General features: G+C 48.3%; 9 protein-coding genes. 7 read left to right on the top strand and 2 right to left on the bottom strand.

The window, feature by feature from the left end:
* The first annotated feature begins 94 nt into the window (after positions 1-94).
* Complete coding sequence (locus Q4Q52_RS08415; RefSeq protein WP_311990353.1) at positions 95-1,468, top strand: DUF4397 domain-containing protein; 1,374 nt, start codon at positions 95-97, stop codon at positions 1,466-1,468.
* A 158-nt stretch (positions 1,469-1,626) separates the two neighbouring features.
* The gene (locus Q4Q52_RS08410; protein ID WP_311990418.1) at positions 1,627-2,748 is read left to right on the top strand and encodes a sterol desaturase family protein; all 1,122 of its coding nucleotides are present in this window, start codon (positions 1,627-1,629) and stop codon (positions 2,746-2,748) included.
* Between the two features lie 189 nt (positions 2,749-2,937).
* On the opposite strand, the gene Q4Q52_RS08405 is transcribed toward Q4Q52_RS08410, so the two are convergent.
* Positions 2,938-4,389, bottom strand: coding sequence for a LysM peptidoglycan-binding domain-containing protein (locus tag Q4Q52_RS08405; RefSeq protein WP_311990352.1), 1,452 nt, complete (start codon positions 4,387-4,389; stop codon positions 2,938-2,940).
* 221 nt (positions 4,390-4,610) lie between these two features.
* On the opposite strand from Q4Q52_RS08405, the gene Q4Q52_RS08400 reads away from it, so the two are divergent.
* The 4 genes from Q4Q52_RS08400 (at position 4,611) to Q4Q52_RS08385 (ending at position 12,571) form a co-directional block, all read left to right on the top strand.
* Complete coding sequence (locus tag Q4Q52_RS08400) at positions 4,611-5,966, top strand: leucine-rich repeat-containing protein kinase family protein (RefSeq protein ID WP_311990351.1); 1,356 nt, start codon at positions 4,611-4,613, stop codon at positions 5,964-5,966.
* Between the two features lie 294 nt (positions 5,967-6,260).
* Entirely contained in the window at positions 6,261-7,493 is a 1,233-nt protein-coding gene (locus Q4Q52_RS08395) for an efflux RND transporter periplasmic adaptor subunit (RefSeq protein ID WP_311891436.1), read from the top strand.
* The gene (locus Q4Q52_RS08390; RefSeq protein WP_311990350.1) at positions 7,493-10,570 is read left to right on the top strand and encodes an efflux RND transporter permease subunit; all 3,078 of its coding nucleotides are present in this window, start codon (positions 7,493-7,495) and stop codon (positions 10,568-10,570) included. The genes Q4Q52_RS08395 and Q4Q52_RS08390 overlap by 1 nt, the downstream gene beginning before the upstream one ends.
* A gap of 183 nt (positions 10,571-10,753) precedes the next feature.
* On the top strand, positions 10,754-12,571 hold the full coding sequence (locus Q4Q52_RS08385; protein ID WP_311990349.1) for a sel1 repeat family protein: 1,818 nt from the start codon (positions 10,754-10,756) through the stop codon (positions 12,569-12,571).
* A gap of 166 nt (positions 12,572-12,737) precedes the next feature.
* Here Q4Q52_RS08385 and Q4Q52_RS08380 read toward each other — a convergent pair whose 3' ends face one another.
* Positions 12,738-15,863: a M9 family metallopeptidase gene (locus Q4Q52_RS08380; RefSeq protein WP_311990348.1), complete on the bottom strand. Its 3,126-nt coding sequence runs from the start codon at positions 15,861-15,863 to the stop codon at positions 12,738-12,740.
* Positions 15,864-16,293: 430 nt separating this feature from the next.
* Between Q4Q52_RS08380 and Q4Q52_RS08375 the strand changes: the two genes are divergently transcribed.
* Entirely contained in the window at positions 16,294-17,295 is a 1,002-nt protein-coding gene (locus tag Q4Q52_RS08375) for an NAD(P)H-quinone oxidoreductase (protein ID WP_311990347.1), read from the top strand.
* The last annotated feature ends 462 nt before the right edge of the window (positions 17,296-17,757 follow it).

The following is a 17,757-nucleotide window of genomic DNA, read 5'->3' as shown; positions in this document are numbered from 1 at the left end:
AATATTTGTTTTTGTTTTTAGTGGAAATTGCCATTGTTGTCATTGTATAAATGCGTAGACTGAACTGAATTTTTGTCTGCTAATGAGGGAAACAATGATAAAAAGTAAGCTAAAGGGATTCGCGGTTTTGACCTTCGCCTGTTTAGGCGTGACCGCTTGCGGTGGTTCTGATAATGACAAGGATGAGGATACCTCTAAAACTGATACTTATGTGCAATTCTATAATGCGACAGTGGGGAGCACTGCTACCGCGCTGAAGATTGGCGATAAAACCTATGAAAGCGTGAGCTACGCAGATGCGATGCCACGATTTACATCTACCCCCGGTGTGAGTGAGGTAGAGGTGATGGGTAAGGATGCGGCAAATAAAGATATTTCACTCTACAAAGAGAATATCGATTTAAAAACGGCAACCGACCATTTCTTTGTATTGCATGGGGATTTTGCCTCGCCAGCCCTTTTGAATATTAATTACTCGCGTACCGAGCTCGATAAACAAAATGCCGAAGCGGACAAGAGCAAGATGCAATTATTGATTGCACACACTGCGACTGATGCACCTGCCTACGATGCCTATATTGCCAAAGCGGATAAAGGCTTTGCCGATGCAGTGATGCTAGGCAGTGTCTCCTATGGTGAGGTTTCAACACCACAGATTTTAGATACAGGCGACTATAAAATTTATCTGACTGCGGCGGGTACGACCAATATCAGCTACACCACGGCAAGCATTAACTTTAAAACCAAGGTGCCTTATAAGTTGATTTTAAGGGAAAGCTTTGGCGCTTCAGCTGCTAAAATCAGTTTAGACAGCGTCGACTCAACCACCAATGTGCGTAACCATGTCGCCCTCGAAAGCAGTGTAGACTTTAGAGTATTTAACGGCTTGGCTGCACATAATGTCGATGTGAAAGTGGTGAGTAGTAAGCAAGAAGCGCTATTTAGCAATGTGGCCCCCTTCGGCGTAACAGCTTACCAAGGCGCCGAGTTTAATGACTTTGGTGTGAGCGTACTTGACCATACTAGCCAAGCTAAATTACTCGACAATGTGCTGATCACCCTTAATCAAGATGATATTAAAACCATCTTCATTTACGAGCAGGCGACAGAGCAGGGCAGCCAAGTGAAGGCGATGGAGATGAAGCAAACTCAGACTCCAAGTCCCTATAGCTTTAAGTTTGACATCGTGAGTTTTGCCGATAAAAGTAATCTCACTGTATATTTCTTAAAAGCAAATGACACGATTGAAACTGCGGTAAATAAAATCACTGCGGTCAACCCAGCTAGCCCTCAGTCAGTGACTGTACCTGCAGGCGAATATTCTATTAAAGTCATCGCAGTCGAAAACGGCACTAAAACCATTGTCTATGCCTCCGATTTAATGGATTTCAGCAATGAAGATAATGTCACTATGGTGCTGAATAAAGATGCTGCCACTAGCTTTGGTTATAACTTGATTAAGCTCTAACCGTTAAGGTGAGTGAACTTAGCTAATACAAGAGCGCTACTTAGGTAGCGCTTTTTATTGATTGTGGCAGTGGGGTTAATGTAGGCTAATCGGCAAAATTAAGCTGAGTGGTGGTTGTGTGGATAACGCGAGCAGCATAGGAAAAGGAGTTCACTGTGATTAGCAAAGGATTTAAAGACGGCCATTTCCAAATTGGTGAAGGCAGTATTAGCGGCACCATAGCGTGCATGTTAGCCATATTATCGTTTTTAGGTGTATTGGCGTTTCATTTCCCTGAATACCTGACTACCCCCGAATTACGCCAAAGTTATAACGTCGATATTATTCGCAGTTTGATATTTGTCGCCTTAGTGGTGTCGGGCAGCTTAGGTTTATTAAATTTTATTCGAAATAAAAATAAACGATTTGGCTTTGTCGCTTGGGTATTTGTGAGCTTGGCGATTGCCTTTGGTGGTCATCAAGTCGAGGTCGAGCCTTTTGCCAATCATAAGGTCTCACTGGGGTTAGATTGGTTTATTTTAGACTTATTAGGTTCAACCTTAATTTTTATTTTTATCGAAAAATGGCTACCCCATAAACCTGAACAGCCAATATTGAGACCCGAATGGCAAGGGGATTTAAATCATTTTTTGGTGAATCATTTAGCGATTGGATTTGTATTATTGGTGACGAATCAATTTGTGCAGTCGACCTTTTCTTGGGCTATTTCCAGCACAGTGCAAAGCTTTATCGCAGGTCTGCCCTTTGTGTTGCAACTGCTGTTGATTCTATTGGTCGCCGATTTAATGCAATATGCGGCGCATCGCGCTTATCATGAAATTCCTTTCCTGTGGCGCTTCCATTCAGTGCACCATAGCGCCAAGCATTTAGATTGGTTGGCGGGATCTCGGCAACATATGTTTGAGTTGATTGCTACCCGTTGTTTAGTGCTCACGCCGATTTTTATCTTAGGATTCTCTAAAGACATCATCAGTATTTATGTGATTATCGTTGGCGTGCAGGCGGTCTTTAATCATGCCAATGTCCAAGTTAACTTCGGTTGGTTACGTTACTTGATCGTCAGCCCGCAGTTTCACCATTGGCATCATGCTTCCGATAAGGCGGCCATCGATCGTAACTATGCTGCCCACTTTTCATTTTTAGATTACTTATTTGGAACCGCCGTTCGAGGTCAGAAAGAGTGGCCTGAGCGATATGGTGTCGTTGGCGATTACATGCCTGTTGGCATGTTTAAGCAGCAATTATATCCCCTCGGTTTAGCGAAGAAGGACACAAAATAACGGCGCTGCATTTGGAGTGGTTCGTTTTGGAGTGGTTTGTTTTGGAATGATTATCTGGAAGTCAATGTGAGGTCAACTGAGTAGCAATGTTTAAGTGATGGTTAACTCTGACACTGGGACAGCAAAAAGCCCAACACAGCGTTTTTAATTCGCGCTTTGTTGGGCTTTTTGCTGTTAACGCCGTAAGCGTTATTCGCTGATTTTCAGTTCTTGGCCTGGCATAATAATGCTCTTGCCATTGAGCTGGTTCCACTTCATTAAATCAGCCAGTTTGACCTTATTCTTACGGGCGATTTTATCCAGTGAATCGCCGGATTTCACCTTGTAGGTTTTCGCTTTTACCGCAGGCTTGTCGGCCGATTTTGAGCTGGTGGCTTTAGTGCCACTGGCATTTGCTTTAGTCGATGACTTGTTGCTGACTTTGCTATCGGCCTTAGTGTTGGCTTTAGCGGGTTCAGGCGCATTGTCATTGGCCGCCATTGGCGTTAATAGTGTGAGCTCTTGGCCGACTTTGAGACGGTCAGAGGTTAGATTATTAGCCTGTTTTAATGCTTTGACTGACGTATCAAACTTAGCCGCGATTGTGCCTAGGCTGTCGCCGGATTTAACTATGTAGCTTTGGCTGTCATAGCGTTTTTGGGCGTAGAGTTTGTCGTGATTTTCTTGATATTGACCTATGTTTTCCAGCGGTAAGGCGATTTGATATTTGCCTTTGCTCGGGATCACGCCTTGGCGAAAGCCAGGGTTATAGGTTTTAAATTCTGCCTTGCTCAGCCCAGCCGCATTGGCGATTTGGCCGATATCCACGCCATTGGGTGCAGGTACTCTATCTAAGAAAGGGCGGTTAGCTATCGGTCGCACTTTTAGATTGTAATGATTAGGGGCGCGAATAATTTGAATAAACGCTAACCACTTAGGCACAGTTTGTACGCGTTTCGCCGGAATGCCCAGCGACCAAAAGTCCGTCGGTTTACCCTTGGCTTTGTTCTTGTCGATGGCGGCTTTAATCACCAATTCACCGGTATTGTAGGCGGCGACAGCGTTGATCCAGTCTTTGTCTAAGGTGTCGTACAAATGCTGTAGATAGTCGAGCACGGCATCGGTTGAGGCCAGTGCATCTTTGCGACCGTCGTAGGCTGAGTTAACCGTTAAGCCAAAATTACGCCCAGTGGCGGGGATCATCTGCCACAGTCCAGCTGGGCCGTTTGCCTGTGCCAGTGGATTGTAACCACTTTCGACTATGGGTAATAACGCCAATTCTAATGGCATATTACGAGCTTCGAGCTGGCTGACGATGTAATACAAAAAGGGTTCGGCGCGTTCGCCGACTTGGTTCATAAATTTCTGTTTATCATCGAAAAAGTTACGCTGTTTGCGCACTTCGGCATCGTCATGTACGTCAATGGTGTTGGCGTGTTGGATCTTTTCCCAAACGTCGCTGTACTGCTCAACCACAGCGGGTGGCGTGTGCTGCTGGTGTTGTGGCGAGTGCTCGTTAGCGTTACTCACATCATTTGCTGGGGCATTGAATTCTGTGGTTGATGGGCTTGCCGACGTGGTCGCGCAACCGCTCAATTGGGCCACGAACATGGCCAGCACTAGCACTGTAAAAGAGTGCGTTTGGCGAAAATGTTTCCGCATGATTGTCCTGTGATGAGTTAACTGGGCATTCCATATTGGTGCACATGCTAATCTGTTTTCGCGTTTCTGGATAGCTCCCCCACGGTTTCCCCCTATTTGCAGCGCCCGCCTAACGCCAGCTTAACGCCGATTGTGCTGCCCTTTGGCTGGATATCTTGCGTTTAGCTTTAGCTATTAATGCGCTACCATAGCGGCGATTTTTCATTGACTTGGGTAGCAAAGTGCAGACGTTAGCGCAGTTAAGAGCAGGGCAGTTACAAGGGATCACGCGTTTACAATTGGTCGAGGAGTTAACCGAGTTTCCGCGGGAGATTTTTGACTTAGCCGATACCCTCGAAATCCTCGATTTATCGAATAATCAATTGAATACTTTGCCCGAGGACCTGTACCGATTATCGCGTTTAAAGATCATCTTTGCTTCTAATAACCGCTTCGAGCATTTACCCGAGGCATTAGGACGCTGTGAAAGTTTAGAGATGATTGGCTTTAAGGCGAATCAAATCCGTACTGTGACTGCCGCCGCGTTACCGCTGCAAACTCGCTGGCTCATTCTTACCGATAACCAAATCGAAACCTTGCCTGCGGCTATGGGCGATTTACCTCGTCTACAAAAATTAGCCTTGGCGGGCAATCGATTAACGGCTTTGCCCGAGTCGATGGCCAATTGCCGTAACTTAGAATTAGTGCGCCTATCGGCCAATCAACTGCAAGCGCTGCCAGCTTGGCTACTGGGTTTGCCTAAGTTAACTTGGCTCGCTTTTGCGGGTAATCCGTTCAGCCATACCTTAGTCGATCCCCATGCCGATGTGGCCACAGTGGCGAATGTGACTCTGCATGATATTAAGTTGGCTGAAAAACTGGGTGAAGGCGCCTCAGGGATAATTTATCGAGGTGATTGGTTGAATCAAGCCATGGTCGCCATGACGGGTTCATCGCAGATTGCGGTAAAACTCTTTAAGGGGGAAGTGACCAGCGATGGTTATCCCGCCGACGAGTTAGATTGCTGCCTAACAACGGGAGATCATCCGAGCCTTATCAAGGTGGTCGCGCACATCAGCCAAAAAGATCAATTGGGCTTAGTGATGGAGCTTATCCCGCCAGGGTTTAGCAATTTAGGCTTACCGCCAAGCTTAGCAAGTTGCACCCGCGATACTTTCCATGCCGATACCCAGTTCAGCCTTGATGAGGTGGCAATGATGGCATTCCAACTCGCCGATGCGATGGCGCACATGCACGCTAAGCAAGTGAGCCATGGCGATGTCTACGCCCATAACATTATGGTTAATCAACAGATAAACCTGTTGTTTGGTGATTTTGGTGCGGCATCCAATTTACGCAATCTGTCTACAGTAGAGCGCTTGGCAATGGAAGCGATTGAAGTGCGCGCGCTGGGCTGCTTGATTGAAGATTTGTTGGCCTATGTGGATGCATCAGCCTATGTGAGTGCCTCGATTGGCCCTGAACACTATAGAAAGTTGAGTGCGATTAAGGATGAGTGCATGCAGTTAGATGTGACTCAGCGCCCCTGTTTTGCAGAGGTGAAAAAGGCCATCGAAGCCCTGTTAAAAGGCAAATAGTGGCTTGCTAACAGGCTGATTTTACATCTGTTTCTAGTTTGTTGTGGTTTGTGTGATTTTGTGTGATTTAAGTTTTGTCGATTAGGTTTTTCGTTAACTCATTGTTTTGTTTGAATGTGTAACAGTATTTTTACTGGCACTGACAGGGATTATGTCTATAGGCTGTATACCCAAATAACCTCAAATTGCTGAATAAGCACTTTGGAGGACTGGGTATTAGTCTTGGGTTCAATCCGGTTTGCTGTTGTCGGATAGGATGTCCGTTGAATAGTAAGAACAATAGGTTTGCATACTATGTTTACACGAACGCTGTTTACACAAACGATGTTTATACAAAGAGTGACTGAACGAGCACGCAGTGCATGCGATATTTCATTAAAAAGCCCCCATCATCTCCCAAAGGCGCCCTTAATCGCGCCTTTGACGTTTCTACTGGCGAGTCTTTTCACCTTAACCCCTATAGCTGTATCAGCGGCGGATAAGATCGACGTTATCCCTGTGACGGTTGAGGCCATTCAAGAAACTGCCTTTGCCGATGTGGTCAACGAAGTCGGTAAAATTAACGCCATCGACTCGGCGATCCTCAACTTTAATGCCAGTGAAAAAATCAGTGCTATCCATTTTAGTAACGGCGACAAAGTGACGAAGGGTCAAGTGATTGCCGAGCAAGATAACACTAAGGCCAAGGCAGATTTAGACAAGGCCAAAAGCACCTTAGCACTGGCAAAAACAAAGCTTGAACGGATTGAAGACCTGTTAATCAAAGAGCCATTTGCACTCTCCAAGCAAGATGTGGATGAACTGCGGGAAAATGTGAATCTGGCTGATGCCGATTTTCGTCAGAAACAAGCAACCATGAACGACTACTTGATCAAAGCCCCCTTCGACGGTCAGCTAACAAGCTTTAGCCAGTCCATTGGTAGCCAAATTGGCGCAGGTACCGCCTTAGTCACCCTCTATAGTTTAAATCCGGTCGAAGTCCATTATGCCATTAGCCAGAAGGATTTAGGTAAGGCACAAAAAGGCCAGAAGGTGAATGTCACCGTTGAAGCCTATGGTAATAAGGTGTTCAATGGGTTAGTTAACTATGTGGCCCCTGCGGTGGATGAAAGTTCAGGACGAGTTGAGGTACACGCCGCCCTCGATAACCCTGAGTTCAAACTGGCGCCCGGTATGTTCGCCAATATTAAGCAATTCTACAGCAATGATATTAAACACTTATTAGTGCCGCAAAATTCAATTATCGCCAATAATGACGAACGCTTTGTCTGGTTAGTGCGCGGCGATAGCGCCGTAAAACAAGTGGTTAAACTCGCGCAAAACACTAATGATGGCTATGCGGTTGTAACCGAGGGTTTAGCCGAAGGCGATCTCGTGGTTAAAACGGGTATGCAAAACCTCAAGGCCGATAGCAAGATCAAAGTCATTCAGGACAAAAGCGCGGCAGATAAAGCCACTGTCTCCAGTGCTAACTCTGGTGCGGCCGTAGCGCTAAGCGCTGAGCCCAGCACTGAGGGGGCCGAATAATGCGTTTACCCGAAGTCTGTATTCGCCATCCTATCTTCGCCTCCGTGCTCAGCATCATGGCAGTGTTACTGGGCTTGATTGCCTTTCAAAAACTCGATATCCGATATTTTCCTGAGCACACCACCCACTCGGCATCTGTGAATGCATCGATTGCAGGGGCGAGCGCCGATTTTATGTCGAGCAATGTGGCCGATAAGTTAATTGCGGCGGCTTCGGGCATAGACAAGGTCGATACTATGTCGACCGACTGTAGCGAAGGTCGCTGCTCGTTAACCATTAAATTCAATGACGATACCAGCGATATCGAATACACCAACTTAATGAATAAGTTGCGTAGCAGCGTCGAAGGGATTAACGATTTCCCCCAGAGCATGATAGATAAACCGACCGTCACCGACGATACCTCGGCTACCGATGCTGCCAGTAATATCATTACCTTTGTGAACGCGGGTGGCATGGAAAAGCAGGCCATGTACGACTACATTAGCCAGCAGCTAGTGCCGCAGCTCAAACAAGTGCAAGGTGTTGGCGCCGTGTGGGGCCCCTATGGCGGCTCACAAAAGGCGGTTAGAGTCTGGCTCAACCCCGAGCAGATGAAGGCGCTCAACATTAAAGCCGCCGATGTGGTGGGCACCTTAGGTTCTTACAATGCCAGCTTCACCTCGGGGGCGATTAAAGGTAAGTCGCGGGATTTCTCGATCAACCCTTTGAATCAAGTTGAAACGCTCGAAGATGTGAAGGACTTAGTGATCAAGGTCAGCGAGGGCAAGATCATCCGTGTGGCCGATGTCGCCGATGTGGTGATGGGCGAAGAAAGCCTGTCGCCGAGTCTGTTGTCCATTGGCGGACACAGTGCCATGTCGCTGCAAATTTTACCTTTGAGTAATGCTAACCCTGTGACAGTGGCCTCGAACATTAAGGCCGAAATTGCGCGCATGCAGCAGCATTTGCCCCAAGGGTTAGAAATGACCTTGGCCTACAATCAGGCCGATTTTATCGAGGCTTCCATCGACGAAGGTTTTTCCGCGCTGATTGAGGCGGTGATCTTAGTCTCCTTAATTGTGGTGTTATTTTTAGGTAGCCTGCGGGCGGCGTCGATCCCGATCATTACCATTCCTGTGTGTGTGATCGGTGTGTTTGCGGTGATGTCGGCGCTGGGTTTTAGCATCAATGTGTTGACTATTCTGGCGATTATTTTGGCCATAGGTCTGGTGGTGGACGACGCTATTGTGGTGGTGGAGAACTGCTATCGCCATATCGAAAACGGTGAAACCCCTTTTAACGCGGCGATTAAAGGCTGTCAGGAAATCATTTTCCCTATCATTGCCATGACCTTAACGCTCGCCGCCGTGTATCTGCCGATAGGACTCATGTCGGGGTTAACCGCCGATCTGTTTCGGCAATTCTCCTTCACCTTGGCCGCTGCCGTGATGATCTCTGGGGTGGTAGCGTTGACTTTGTCGCCTATGATGAGCGCCTATCTTATCAATACCACTGAGCAGCAGCCTAAATGGTTTAGCCGAGTCGAGCATGCGCTGCTGCAGTTAAATGATTTGTATATCAAAGAGCTGGATAAGTGGTTCGGTCGTAAGCGTTTAATGCTCGGCGCGGCAGTGGTGCTTGTCGGTCTTGCGGGCATAGCCTACTGGCAGCTGCCGAAAATACTTTTACCCGCGGAAGATTCTGGTTTTATTGATGTGGCGTCCAATGGCCCAACGGGTGTGGGTCGCCAGTATCATCTGAACCATAATGCTGAGCTTAATGGCGTGATGGACGAGCATTCTGCCGTTGGAGCGAACTTGTCTTACATCGAGGGCGAGCCAGTAAACCATGTGTTGCTCAAACCTTGGGGTGAGCGCAGCGAGGGGATAGAGGAGGTGATCAGCGACTTGATGACTAAATCGAAGGAGAGCGTTTCTGCTTACAACATGTCCTTTAGCATTCGCTCGGCGGATAATCTCAGTATTGCCAATAATCTGCGCTTAGAGTTAACGACCCTAGATCGCAATAAGGATGAGCTGAACAACACCGCCGCCAAAGTGCAAAAGTTACTCGAGGATTATCCAGGGCTGAACAACGTCGGTAACTCGGTACTGAGGGATCAACTGCGCTACGATTTATCTATCGATCGCAATGCGATTATCCTCTCTGGGGTGAGTTATGGCGATGTGACGAATGCGCTTTCTACCTTCCTTGGCTCAGTCAAGGCGGCGGACTTACATGCCACCGATGGCTTTACCTATCCCATTCAAGTGCAAGTAAACTTAGATAAGCTCAGTGATTTCAAAGTATTGAATAAGCTGTACGTCACCTCAGAATCGGGGCAAGCATTGCCGTTATCGCAGTTTGTGTCGATTAAGCAGACTACGGCAGAGTCGAACATTAAGACATTTATGGGCCTTGATAGCGCCGAGCTGACGGCAGATATTATGCCCGGTTATTCCACCAATGAAATTAAAGCCTATTTAGACGAGCAACTGCCAACGCTGCTCAATGACGCCCAAGGCTTTAAATACAATGGGGTAGTGAAAGATTTAATGGATTCGCAGGCGGGGACTCAGTCGTTATTTTTGCTGGCACTGGTGTTTATCTATTTGATTTTGGCCGCGCAGTTTGAAAGCTTCGTCGATCCCTTAATTATCTTACTGACTGTGCCCCTGTGTATTGTTGGCGCGCTGCTGACCTTAGCTTTGTTTGGCCAGAGCGTGAATATCTACTCGCAGATAGGGTTATTAACCTTAGTGGGACTCGTGACTAAACACGGCATCTTACTGGTGGAGTTTGCCAATAAGCAACAGGACCAAGGCTTGAGTGCTATTGAGGCGGCGCTCAGCAGTGCTAAATCGCGCTTAAGGCCGATTTTAATGACCTCTTTAACCATGATTTTAAGTGCCATTCCCTTAGCGCTGGCTTCTGGGCCTGGTTCATTAGGGTTAGCCAACATAGGCTTAGTCTTAGTCGGAGGCTTAATGACGGGGACCTTCTTCTCGTTATTTGTGGTGCCTGTGGCCTATGTCGCTATGGCCGAACTCAAAGCTAAGGATGTGCTTGCTGGGCTGCGCAGTGCTAAAGCTTAGTCGCAGGTTGGTTGGGGTTGATCGAGCCTAGATCCACTCCATGGGTTCAACTTGCCTATAAATACGTTATGATTTAAGCCAATAGCTAAGCGCGTTGGCTTAATTTTTTTGTCGAGTGATCATTGCAGTATTTGAGAGAGTGTTGAGTGCGAGTGGCCTCATCAGCGACGGAGAGCTGGCATTATGAGTTTGTTACAGTGTTTTCATCGGGCGCCCCTGTATCTGGCTTGCTCGGCTGGGCTGATGTTTGCCTCTCCGGTCATGGCCTCTTTTTGGCAGTCCTTGTTGCGCAGTGAGTTACCGGTCGATCAAGTGACGGCGCCGGCGGACAGCCAGCGTTTCGAGTTTGTCGGTGTGTTGCCCGCCAATACGCAATTAGAACTGGTCGGTTATTACGCCTCTTCGATTTGTACCCGCAAGGAAATCCGTTTTCCCAGTGGCGATCTTGCCAATCCCTATCGCGCCACACTCGAAGAAACCTCAGTGCTGCGGCAAGTGATTAGCAGTGGTAGCAAAGCGAGTGATTTTTTGCTGCCCTTAGCCTTAAATGGCGGCGGTGATTGTCAGTGGCGGCTTGAGGATTTAATGCTCGATGTGACTATACTGCCAAACTATCCACTGTGGCAGAGAGCTAAAACGCTGCAACGGGATTACCTCGCCAAGTTGCAGCGCACTTCGGTAGATGCATCTAAGGCTGCCAGCCAAACTAGGTTGCCGACTCAAGTGTCACCCCACGATGATTTTTATTTAAGTCATGAACTTAATATCGATCCCATTCGTGCGGGTAGTGAGGCGGATAACTCGCTGCTGGCGACCACGCCGTTATCGTTAGCCCCAGTCTACTATCCGGTTTTTATTCATTATCCAGAGGAAGACAAACCCTTCGAGACACGGCTGAAGAGTAGCCTGCAGCGCACTGCTAGCCTGTGGGCCAGCCCGTATACTCAGGCCGTTCGGCGTGGCGATGAGGCGGTGATGCGGGTGAACTTCAACCCACAGATTGCCGAGCATTACGAGGTCGATGTCTGGTATCAGCCCGATACGGTGGAGGTGAAGTATCCCGACGGCACTCAATATGCTTATGCTAACGGTGATGTGAAACTGTATGCCTATGGTAAACCTGAATCACAAATCAAGACCTTAGCTCAAAGTGCCAAGGCCGAAGATAAGCGCTTATTGGCGCGTATCTATGAGCTTGGGCACGCCTTGCCTAAGGATGAGGCTAAGGCGCTAAAGTATTACCGTGAAGCCGCAGAGGCGGGCGATATTGAAGCCTTGCACTGGATGCGTGCTCAAGCCGGTTACGCGGGGCGAAATGATGAAAAAACCTATTGGCTGGAGCGCGCCGCAAGCTTTGGCGATAACACGGCAAAGCTTGAGCTAATCCGTTTACCTTTATCGGTTATCGAGCGTGGCCTCGTTAATACGGGTGAGGATAAGGTTAGAGAAACGCAAGCGTGGCAGCAGTTAAATCAATTAGTTGACCAAGGATTGCCTGAGGCAAGCAGCCTTATGGCTTTCTATCAAGTGTTACCCTATTCACCGTATTTTAATGCTAATGCCGCGCTGGAAAATTATCGTCTGAGCGTGAAGGCTAAGCCTGAACTGGCCCATGCGGCGGCCAGCGATTACTACTATTTGGCGGATAATTTTGCTGCGGGTGAGGAGTTTTGGCAGATTGCCGCCGAGCGGGATCTCTATGCCGCAGCCGAATTTGCCAATATCTTGTTATCGGAAACCCATCGTGATGCGGTTAATGCGCGCTACTGGTTAGCAAGAGTGACGACGCTGGGTGCTAAGCAAGGTTTGCAGGCGGATATTTTAGGCAATGCATACTTCCAACTCGCAACCTTATTAGATAAAGGCGAGGGCGGCGCGGTCGATGCGAAAACAGCGTTAACGCTTTATCAGCAGAGCCTTGAAATTGCAGAGCGATTTTCAAATGACTATGAAGCAAGGGCCAAGGACAGAGTGCAAGTGCTCGAACAGCTGCGCTTATAACCTCATGTTTATATAAAAGAGTATTCGTTAGTATTTAGCCAATAAAAATCCCTGCCATGGCAGGGATTTTGCTATTTATTCAGCTGCTTGATTTAAGCCTCTAGTGTTAAGTGGCTAGAGTTAAATAAGCAGATTTAAACGTTCTGGCTTAAGCAACGACAGCCAACTAGCGTAAATCAACCTGCAGTGCGACACCTGAACTCTGGGGTTCACTCTGCACTGTGATGTAATACCACCCCACGTTTGGCGCATTGACTGTGATACTTTCTTGAGTGTTAGCAGGCGTGACAGACGCTGCATCGAAGTGTTGAGCATTGGCCCAAGTTGTCCCCGAAAACAGGCTCACATCACCACTGCCATGGGCCGAGTTGATGCTTAACTGACTCGTACCTTCTGGCACCCAAAGATAGTAATCGCTGCGGCCATCGGCGGTGCAGATGGCTTTGCCTGAACTCAGCTCACCATGACTTAAGGGCGATTGCGTCGTGCAGGCATTAGCGATTTGAGCTGGCGTCAGTGTGTTGTTCGCGCCTGTGTTGAGGGTGAGAGTGACGCCGCTAAACTCAGTGGCAGTGTCCACTGTGATATAACGCCAGCCGCGATTGGCACTAAAACTTAGCGACTCTTGATTACCCACTTGAGTGCTCTTGGCATCGGCATTATCGGCGTCGGCCCACTGACTGGCATTGAAGTAGAGATTGGCATCCCCAGCGCCGCCCTTAGTGGTGACGGTGAACTGAGTATTATCTTCCTCAACCCAGAAGTAGAAGCTGTTGCGTCCACCACTGATACACTCGTTTTTGCCCAGTGTGAGCTGGCCATAGTCTAAGGTTACTGCACCGCAATTTGCTGGTGGCTCAGGATCCACGCCGCCATCTCCCAGATCGGGATCAACATCAGCGAACAGCTCAGTGGTGCTAACTTGCATATCAACGCCGCCAAAATCTCCCGACAAGGTAATGTAATGCCAATATTCGTCAGGGTTTAACTGCACTTTAATGACTTGATAGTTACCGTTGCCGATCCCCGCGCCTTGGTTTTGCTCTGGGCTTGCCCAACCTTTAGAATTGAAATAAATGTCGGCATCACCCCAACCGCCGCCAATCTTGATCCAAAGATCTTGGGCCGAGCGATCGGTATTAGTGAAGCTGAAACTGGCGCGGCCGAGTTTAGAATCAATACATTCCATCGGCACATCGATTTTCAGGCTGGCCGATTCAGTGTAACGGTAGGCTTCGTTCGTCACTTGGCAAGGCGAGTAATCCTTACTGATAGTGCCCGCAGGTCCTGTCCAGTTACCTTCTCGGCCACTGGGCTCAGCATCGACATCACTTGGGCCTTTATCGACAATGCCATCGTCAGCCGTGCTCAAGCCGCTGGCGAGCCAACCTTGCCACTCGTTGTCGTAACGTGTGCCGATACCATCCATAAAGGTTTGATATTCCGCGTATTGATCGTTACGTAGGTAGGCGAGAATCTGTCTTACATCGTCCCTGTGATGCTCAAACATAAAGCGCACCGCCAGATAACCCCAACGGTAGATACGGTCTTGGCCCGATTCATAGTTGTTTTTGAATATGGTCGACAACATAAACTCACCGGTTTCGCCCATGGCAATGGCCGCGGTATTGGCGTCACGGTAAGAAATATATTCCGCTAGGCCTTCAATCCACCAAATAGTATTGGCCGAAGTGCCGCGACTAAAGTCACCAAATAGGTTATAGCGCCCGTCGAGGTAGTGCACATATTCGTGTTGCAGGTTCCAGACATGGAAATCCGGCGTGCGCCATTCGGCTTCATAGGCGATAAAACGCGCCTGATTTTTGAGTCCGGCGGGCGAGCCTTCAAGGTACATGCCGCCGTTGTCGGTATTGATGCCAAAGATACTGTTGGCTAAGGATTTATACTCAGACGAACTGCCAAAGATCACTAACTCTAAGTCATCGTTGTTATCTTGCCCTACGGGTTGCATGCCTGTTTCGAGCTTACTGTGGAAATAGCTCTCTTGACTGGTCAGCACATCACAGGCCCATTTGGCTTGATCTTGATAGAGATCTTGGGCGCGGATCTTGAGACTGTCGGAGCATTTCCAATTAAAAGGTAAGGCATCGGCTTCTAACTGCGCCTTAAAACCACAGATATTGTAATCGTTACAATGGCTGCGATCGTAATAGTCGGCCATTTCTGCCGCCGCGTACCAAAGCACTTTACTCGGTTCGGTTTTGCTGGTGCTGCTGAGGATATTTTTAACCAGCTGAGTCACTCGCGGGCGCATGGCATCAATGTAATACAGTCTAGATAACTCTTTGACTGAGTTAACTAACAGATACTCTGCATTGGTACCTAACAAGTCGCGATGTTCGAGTTGGAAGTTATTCAGCGCATCTAAAATACCTTGGTCACGAGCGAACAGCGCCTGCATGTCCTCATTCCACTGGGCGCGGAATAAGGTGGTAAACACTGAGTTGGCTGCGGCGTTCATGGCGAAACTGGCTTGCCAGTTAGCGTCGTAGTCCGTTAGCACTTTAATGGTGACATGATTAAAATCGGCGCCGAGCTCGGCTGAGTCAATCAGGATTAAGGCTTCTTTCAACACGCCAGCATTGTCATCGGAGACAGTCCAAATCGCAGCGTTGGCAAATAAAGCGTTGAGGGCTGATTTTAAGCTGGCCTTAGCGGCGCTGCTATAAGCGGGTACATCATTTGGGCTGTAAAACTGCACATAGAGAGCGGCGCGGACAAAGTAAATATGTGACTCAAGATGCTGAACATCGACCCCAGTGTAGTCCTTGGCTTTAGCGGCAATGGCGTTGGCGACACTGATCACATTGGCCTCGCTAAATAGCGCGGTGGCGCTACTGCCTTTGAGGCTATAGAGCTTACCGACGCATTCGGGTGTCGATTGGCTCAATTGATCCACTAGGGCTTGGCCCGATTTACCGACAAAGTCACTGCAGTCATTGCTCTGCAGTGCGGCGCTGCGACTCTGTAACTTAAGTGGCGGTTGCTCAGATACTTCTCGCTTCTTGCGTGAATGCATCTTAGGCGGTTCTGTCATTGTCTGTTCTGTCATAGTTGGCTCATTTGGGGATGCCATCAATGGCGTCTCCCGCAGTAGCGGTCTATGGGATTCTATTTGGCTAATGGGCGCCGAGGGTGGTCGTGGTGCCGGTTGCGCTTGTGGATTACTGGGTGTGTTGCTGCCTAATGGGTGACTCGTATGAGTGTCATGGGCGAGAACGGGAGTCGCAAAAGCTAAGCTAATAGCTGCGAAGAGCAGTGTGTTTTTCATTGTGTATCCGTAGTTATCTAGTCTGCAAAGCAGATCTTCCTTGGGCGTTATTTGATGCGTGGAACCTAAGCTTGCATCAAACCTCATTGGATTATTTGCGTGATAACAATAGCGCGACAAACATCGCAGCTGGCAAATAATGCGTTCAAATGATGGCTGTAAGTTTTTAATATATCTAGTATTTACCTCAATATTTACTCGATACATCTTTTTTGTTCAGCTTAGGTTCAGCTTTTGCTAAATGGGTTTGCACCGGAAGCTGAGTCTGTGGGACTCCACACCTTATGAAATGCCTGATTGAATAAGAGTGGCTATTTGGCTTGAATTTGCGCTAGCTTAGCCGCATTAAGGTTATATGCACTTTCCGCTGTAAGCACTCGAACCGCCAAGCAATCTGCGATGAGGTCGATGCCATTCCAAAGGAGCTTTTATGTCAGCTTTACCAAGCGAATACACCCATATCTATGTTGAGCAACCCGGTGCCCCCGAGGTGATGCAATTATCGCGCTCGCCTCTGCCTGTCCCCGCCGCTGGTCAAGTGTTGATCCGCGTACATGCAGCTGGAGTGAATGGCCCCGATGTCAAACAAAGGGTGGGCGCTTATCCACCACCACCGGGTGCATCACCGATTATTGGGCTTGAAGTCGCGGGGGATATTTGCGCCCTAGGTGAAGGCGTGAGCCAATGGCAAATCGGCGACAAGGTTTGCGCCTTAGTGCCGGGCGGGGGTTATGGCGAGTATGCGCTCACCTATGCCGCCCACTGTTTGCCTATCCCAACGGGCTTTAGTTATGTGCAGGCCGCTGCGCTGCCAGAAACCTTCTTCACCGTATGGGGCAACCTGTTTATGCGTGCGGGACTGAAAGCGGGCGAGACGGTACTGATCCATGGCGGCTCGGGCGGTATTGGTAGTACGGCCATTCAACTCGCCAGCGCTTTAGGTTCAACAGTGATAGCGACGACGGGGCAAGATGAGAAGCGCGATTATTGCTTGAGCCTTGGCGCCGCTGAAGTCATCAACTATCGCACCCACAACTTTGTTGAACCTGTCATGGCGCTCACCCAAGATAAGGGCGTGAACGTGGTCTTTGATATCGCGGGTGGCGATTTTATTAACCTCGATTTACAAGCCTTAGCGATGGACGGCCGTATGGTGTCGGTGGCGATGCAGCGTGGCCCTAAGGCCGAAGTCGAGATTTTCCGCCTGATGGCAAAACGTATTATGTGGACAGGGTCGACCCTAAGACCACAAAGCGTGGAGGCTAAAGCCGCCATTGCCGCCGAATTATTTGAGAAAGTCTGGTCACTGTTAAATGCCCATAAAATTGTGCCGAATATTTTTGCGACCTTTACATTAGACGAAGCCGCGAAAGCCCATGCGCTGATGGAGTCGGGTGAGCACAGGGGCAAGGTGGTACTGACTGTTATTTAGATTAGGCACGTTGGCTTGGCAGCGAGCTGGTTTAGGTCGCTGCCATTCGATGCCAGTCTGCGATCTTTCAGGCAAAAGTGTGGCTGAGTAACGCAGTGGTAAATAGCCGTTTGCGCGACTGTCGTTAAATCGTCATGGTTAAACCTGATGCTTAACCTTGCAGTAACCTCGAACGGCAACTTCGAATCGCAAAGTTTAAGCCCATCGAACATAGTCGATATGATTGCTTTTTATTGGGAATAAAACTTGCCGCGTCGATTTTTTAGACTAAAGTCGTTAATGATTAAACTTTTTGGGTACTTTGGCAGAAATTAATACGTAATTAGTGAAAATTTCATGGTATGAGGCATTGATTATCGGAAATATTCTGTAAAAATACCCAGTTGAAAACGTCAGAGACTTTCCGGCGCTATTCGTGGATCAAAGCAAGCGATGCTTCGCTTATTCAGGCTAAAAAACTCA

The sequence above is a fragment of the Shewanella sp. SP1S2-4 genome (genome assembly GCF_031932075.1).
GTDB lineage: Bacteria > Pseudomonadota > Gammaproteobacteria > Enterobacterales > Shewanellaceae > Shewanella > Shewanella baltica.
The sequence above is the reverse complement of the archived record's forward strand: the minus strand, read 5'-3'. Positions and strand labels throughout refer to the sequence as shown.

Bases quoted from the DNA above. Each gene is read 5' to 3' on its own strand.
- Q4Q52_RS08415 (WP_311990353.1), top strand. From the start codon at position 95: ATGATAAAAAGTAAGCTAAAGGGATTCGCGGTTTTGACCTTCGCCTGT.
- Q4Q52_RS08405 (WP_311990352.1), bottom strand. From the start codon at position 4,389: ATGCGGAAACATTTTCGCCAAACGCACTCTTTTACAGTGCTAGTGCTG.
- Q4Q52_RS08395 (WP_311891436.1), top strand. From the start codon at position 6,261: ATGTTTACACGAACGCTGTTTACACAAACGATGTTTATACAAAGAGTG.
- Q4Q52_RS08390 (WP_311990350.1), top strand. From the start codon at position 7,493: ATGCGTTTACCCGAAGTCTGTATTCGCCATCCTATCTTCGCCTCCGTG.
- Q4Q52_RS08385 (WP_311990349.1), top strand. From the start codon at position 10,754: ATGAGTTTGTTACAGTGTTTTCATCGGGCGCCCCTGTATCTGGCTTGC.
- Q4Q52_RS08380 (WP_311990348.1), bottom strand. From the start codon at position 15,863: ATGAAAAACACACTGCTCTTCGCAGCTATTAGCTTAGCTTTTGCGACT.
- Q4Q52_RS08375 (WP_311990347.1), top strand. From the start codon at position 16,294: ATGTCAGCTTTACCAAGCGAATACACCCATATCTATGTTGAGCAACCC.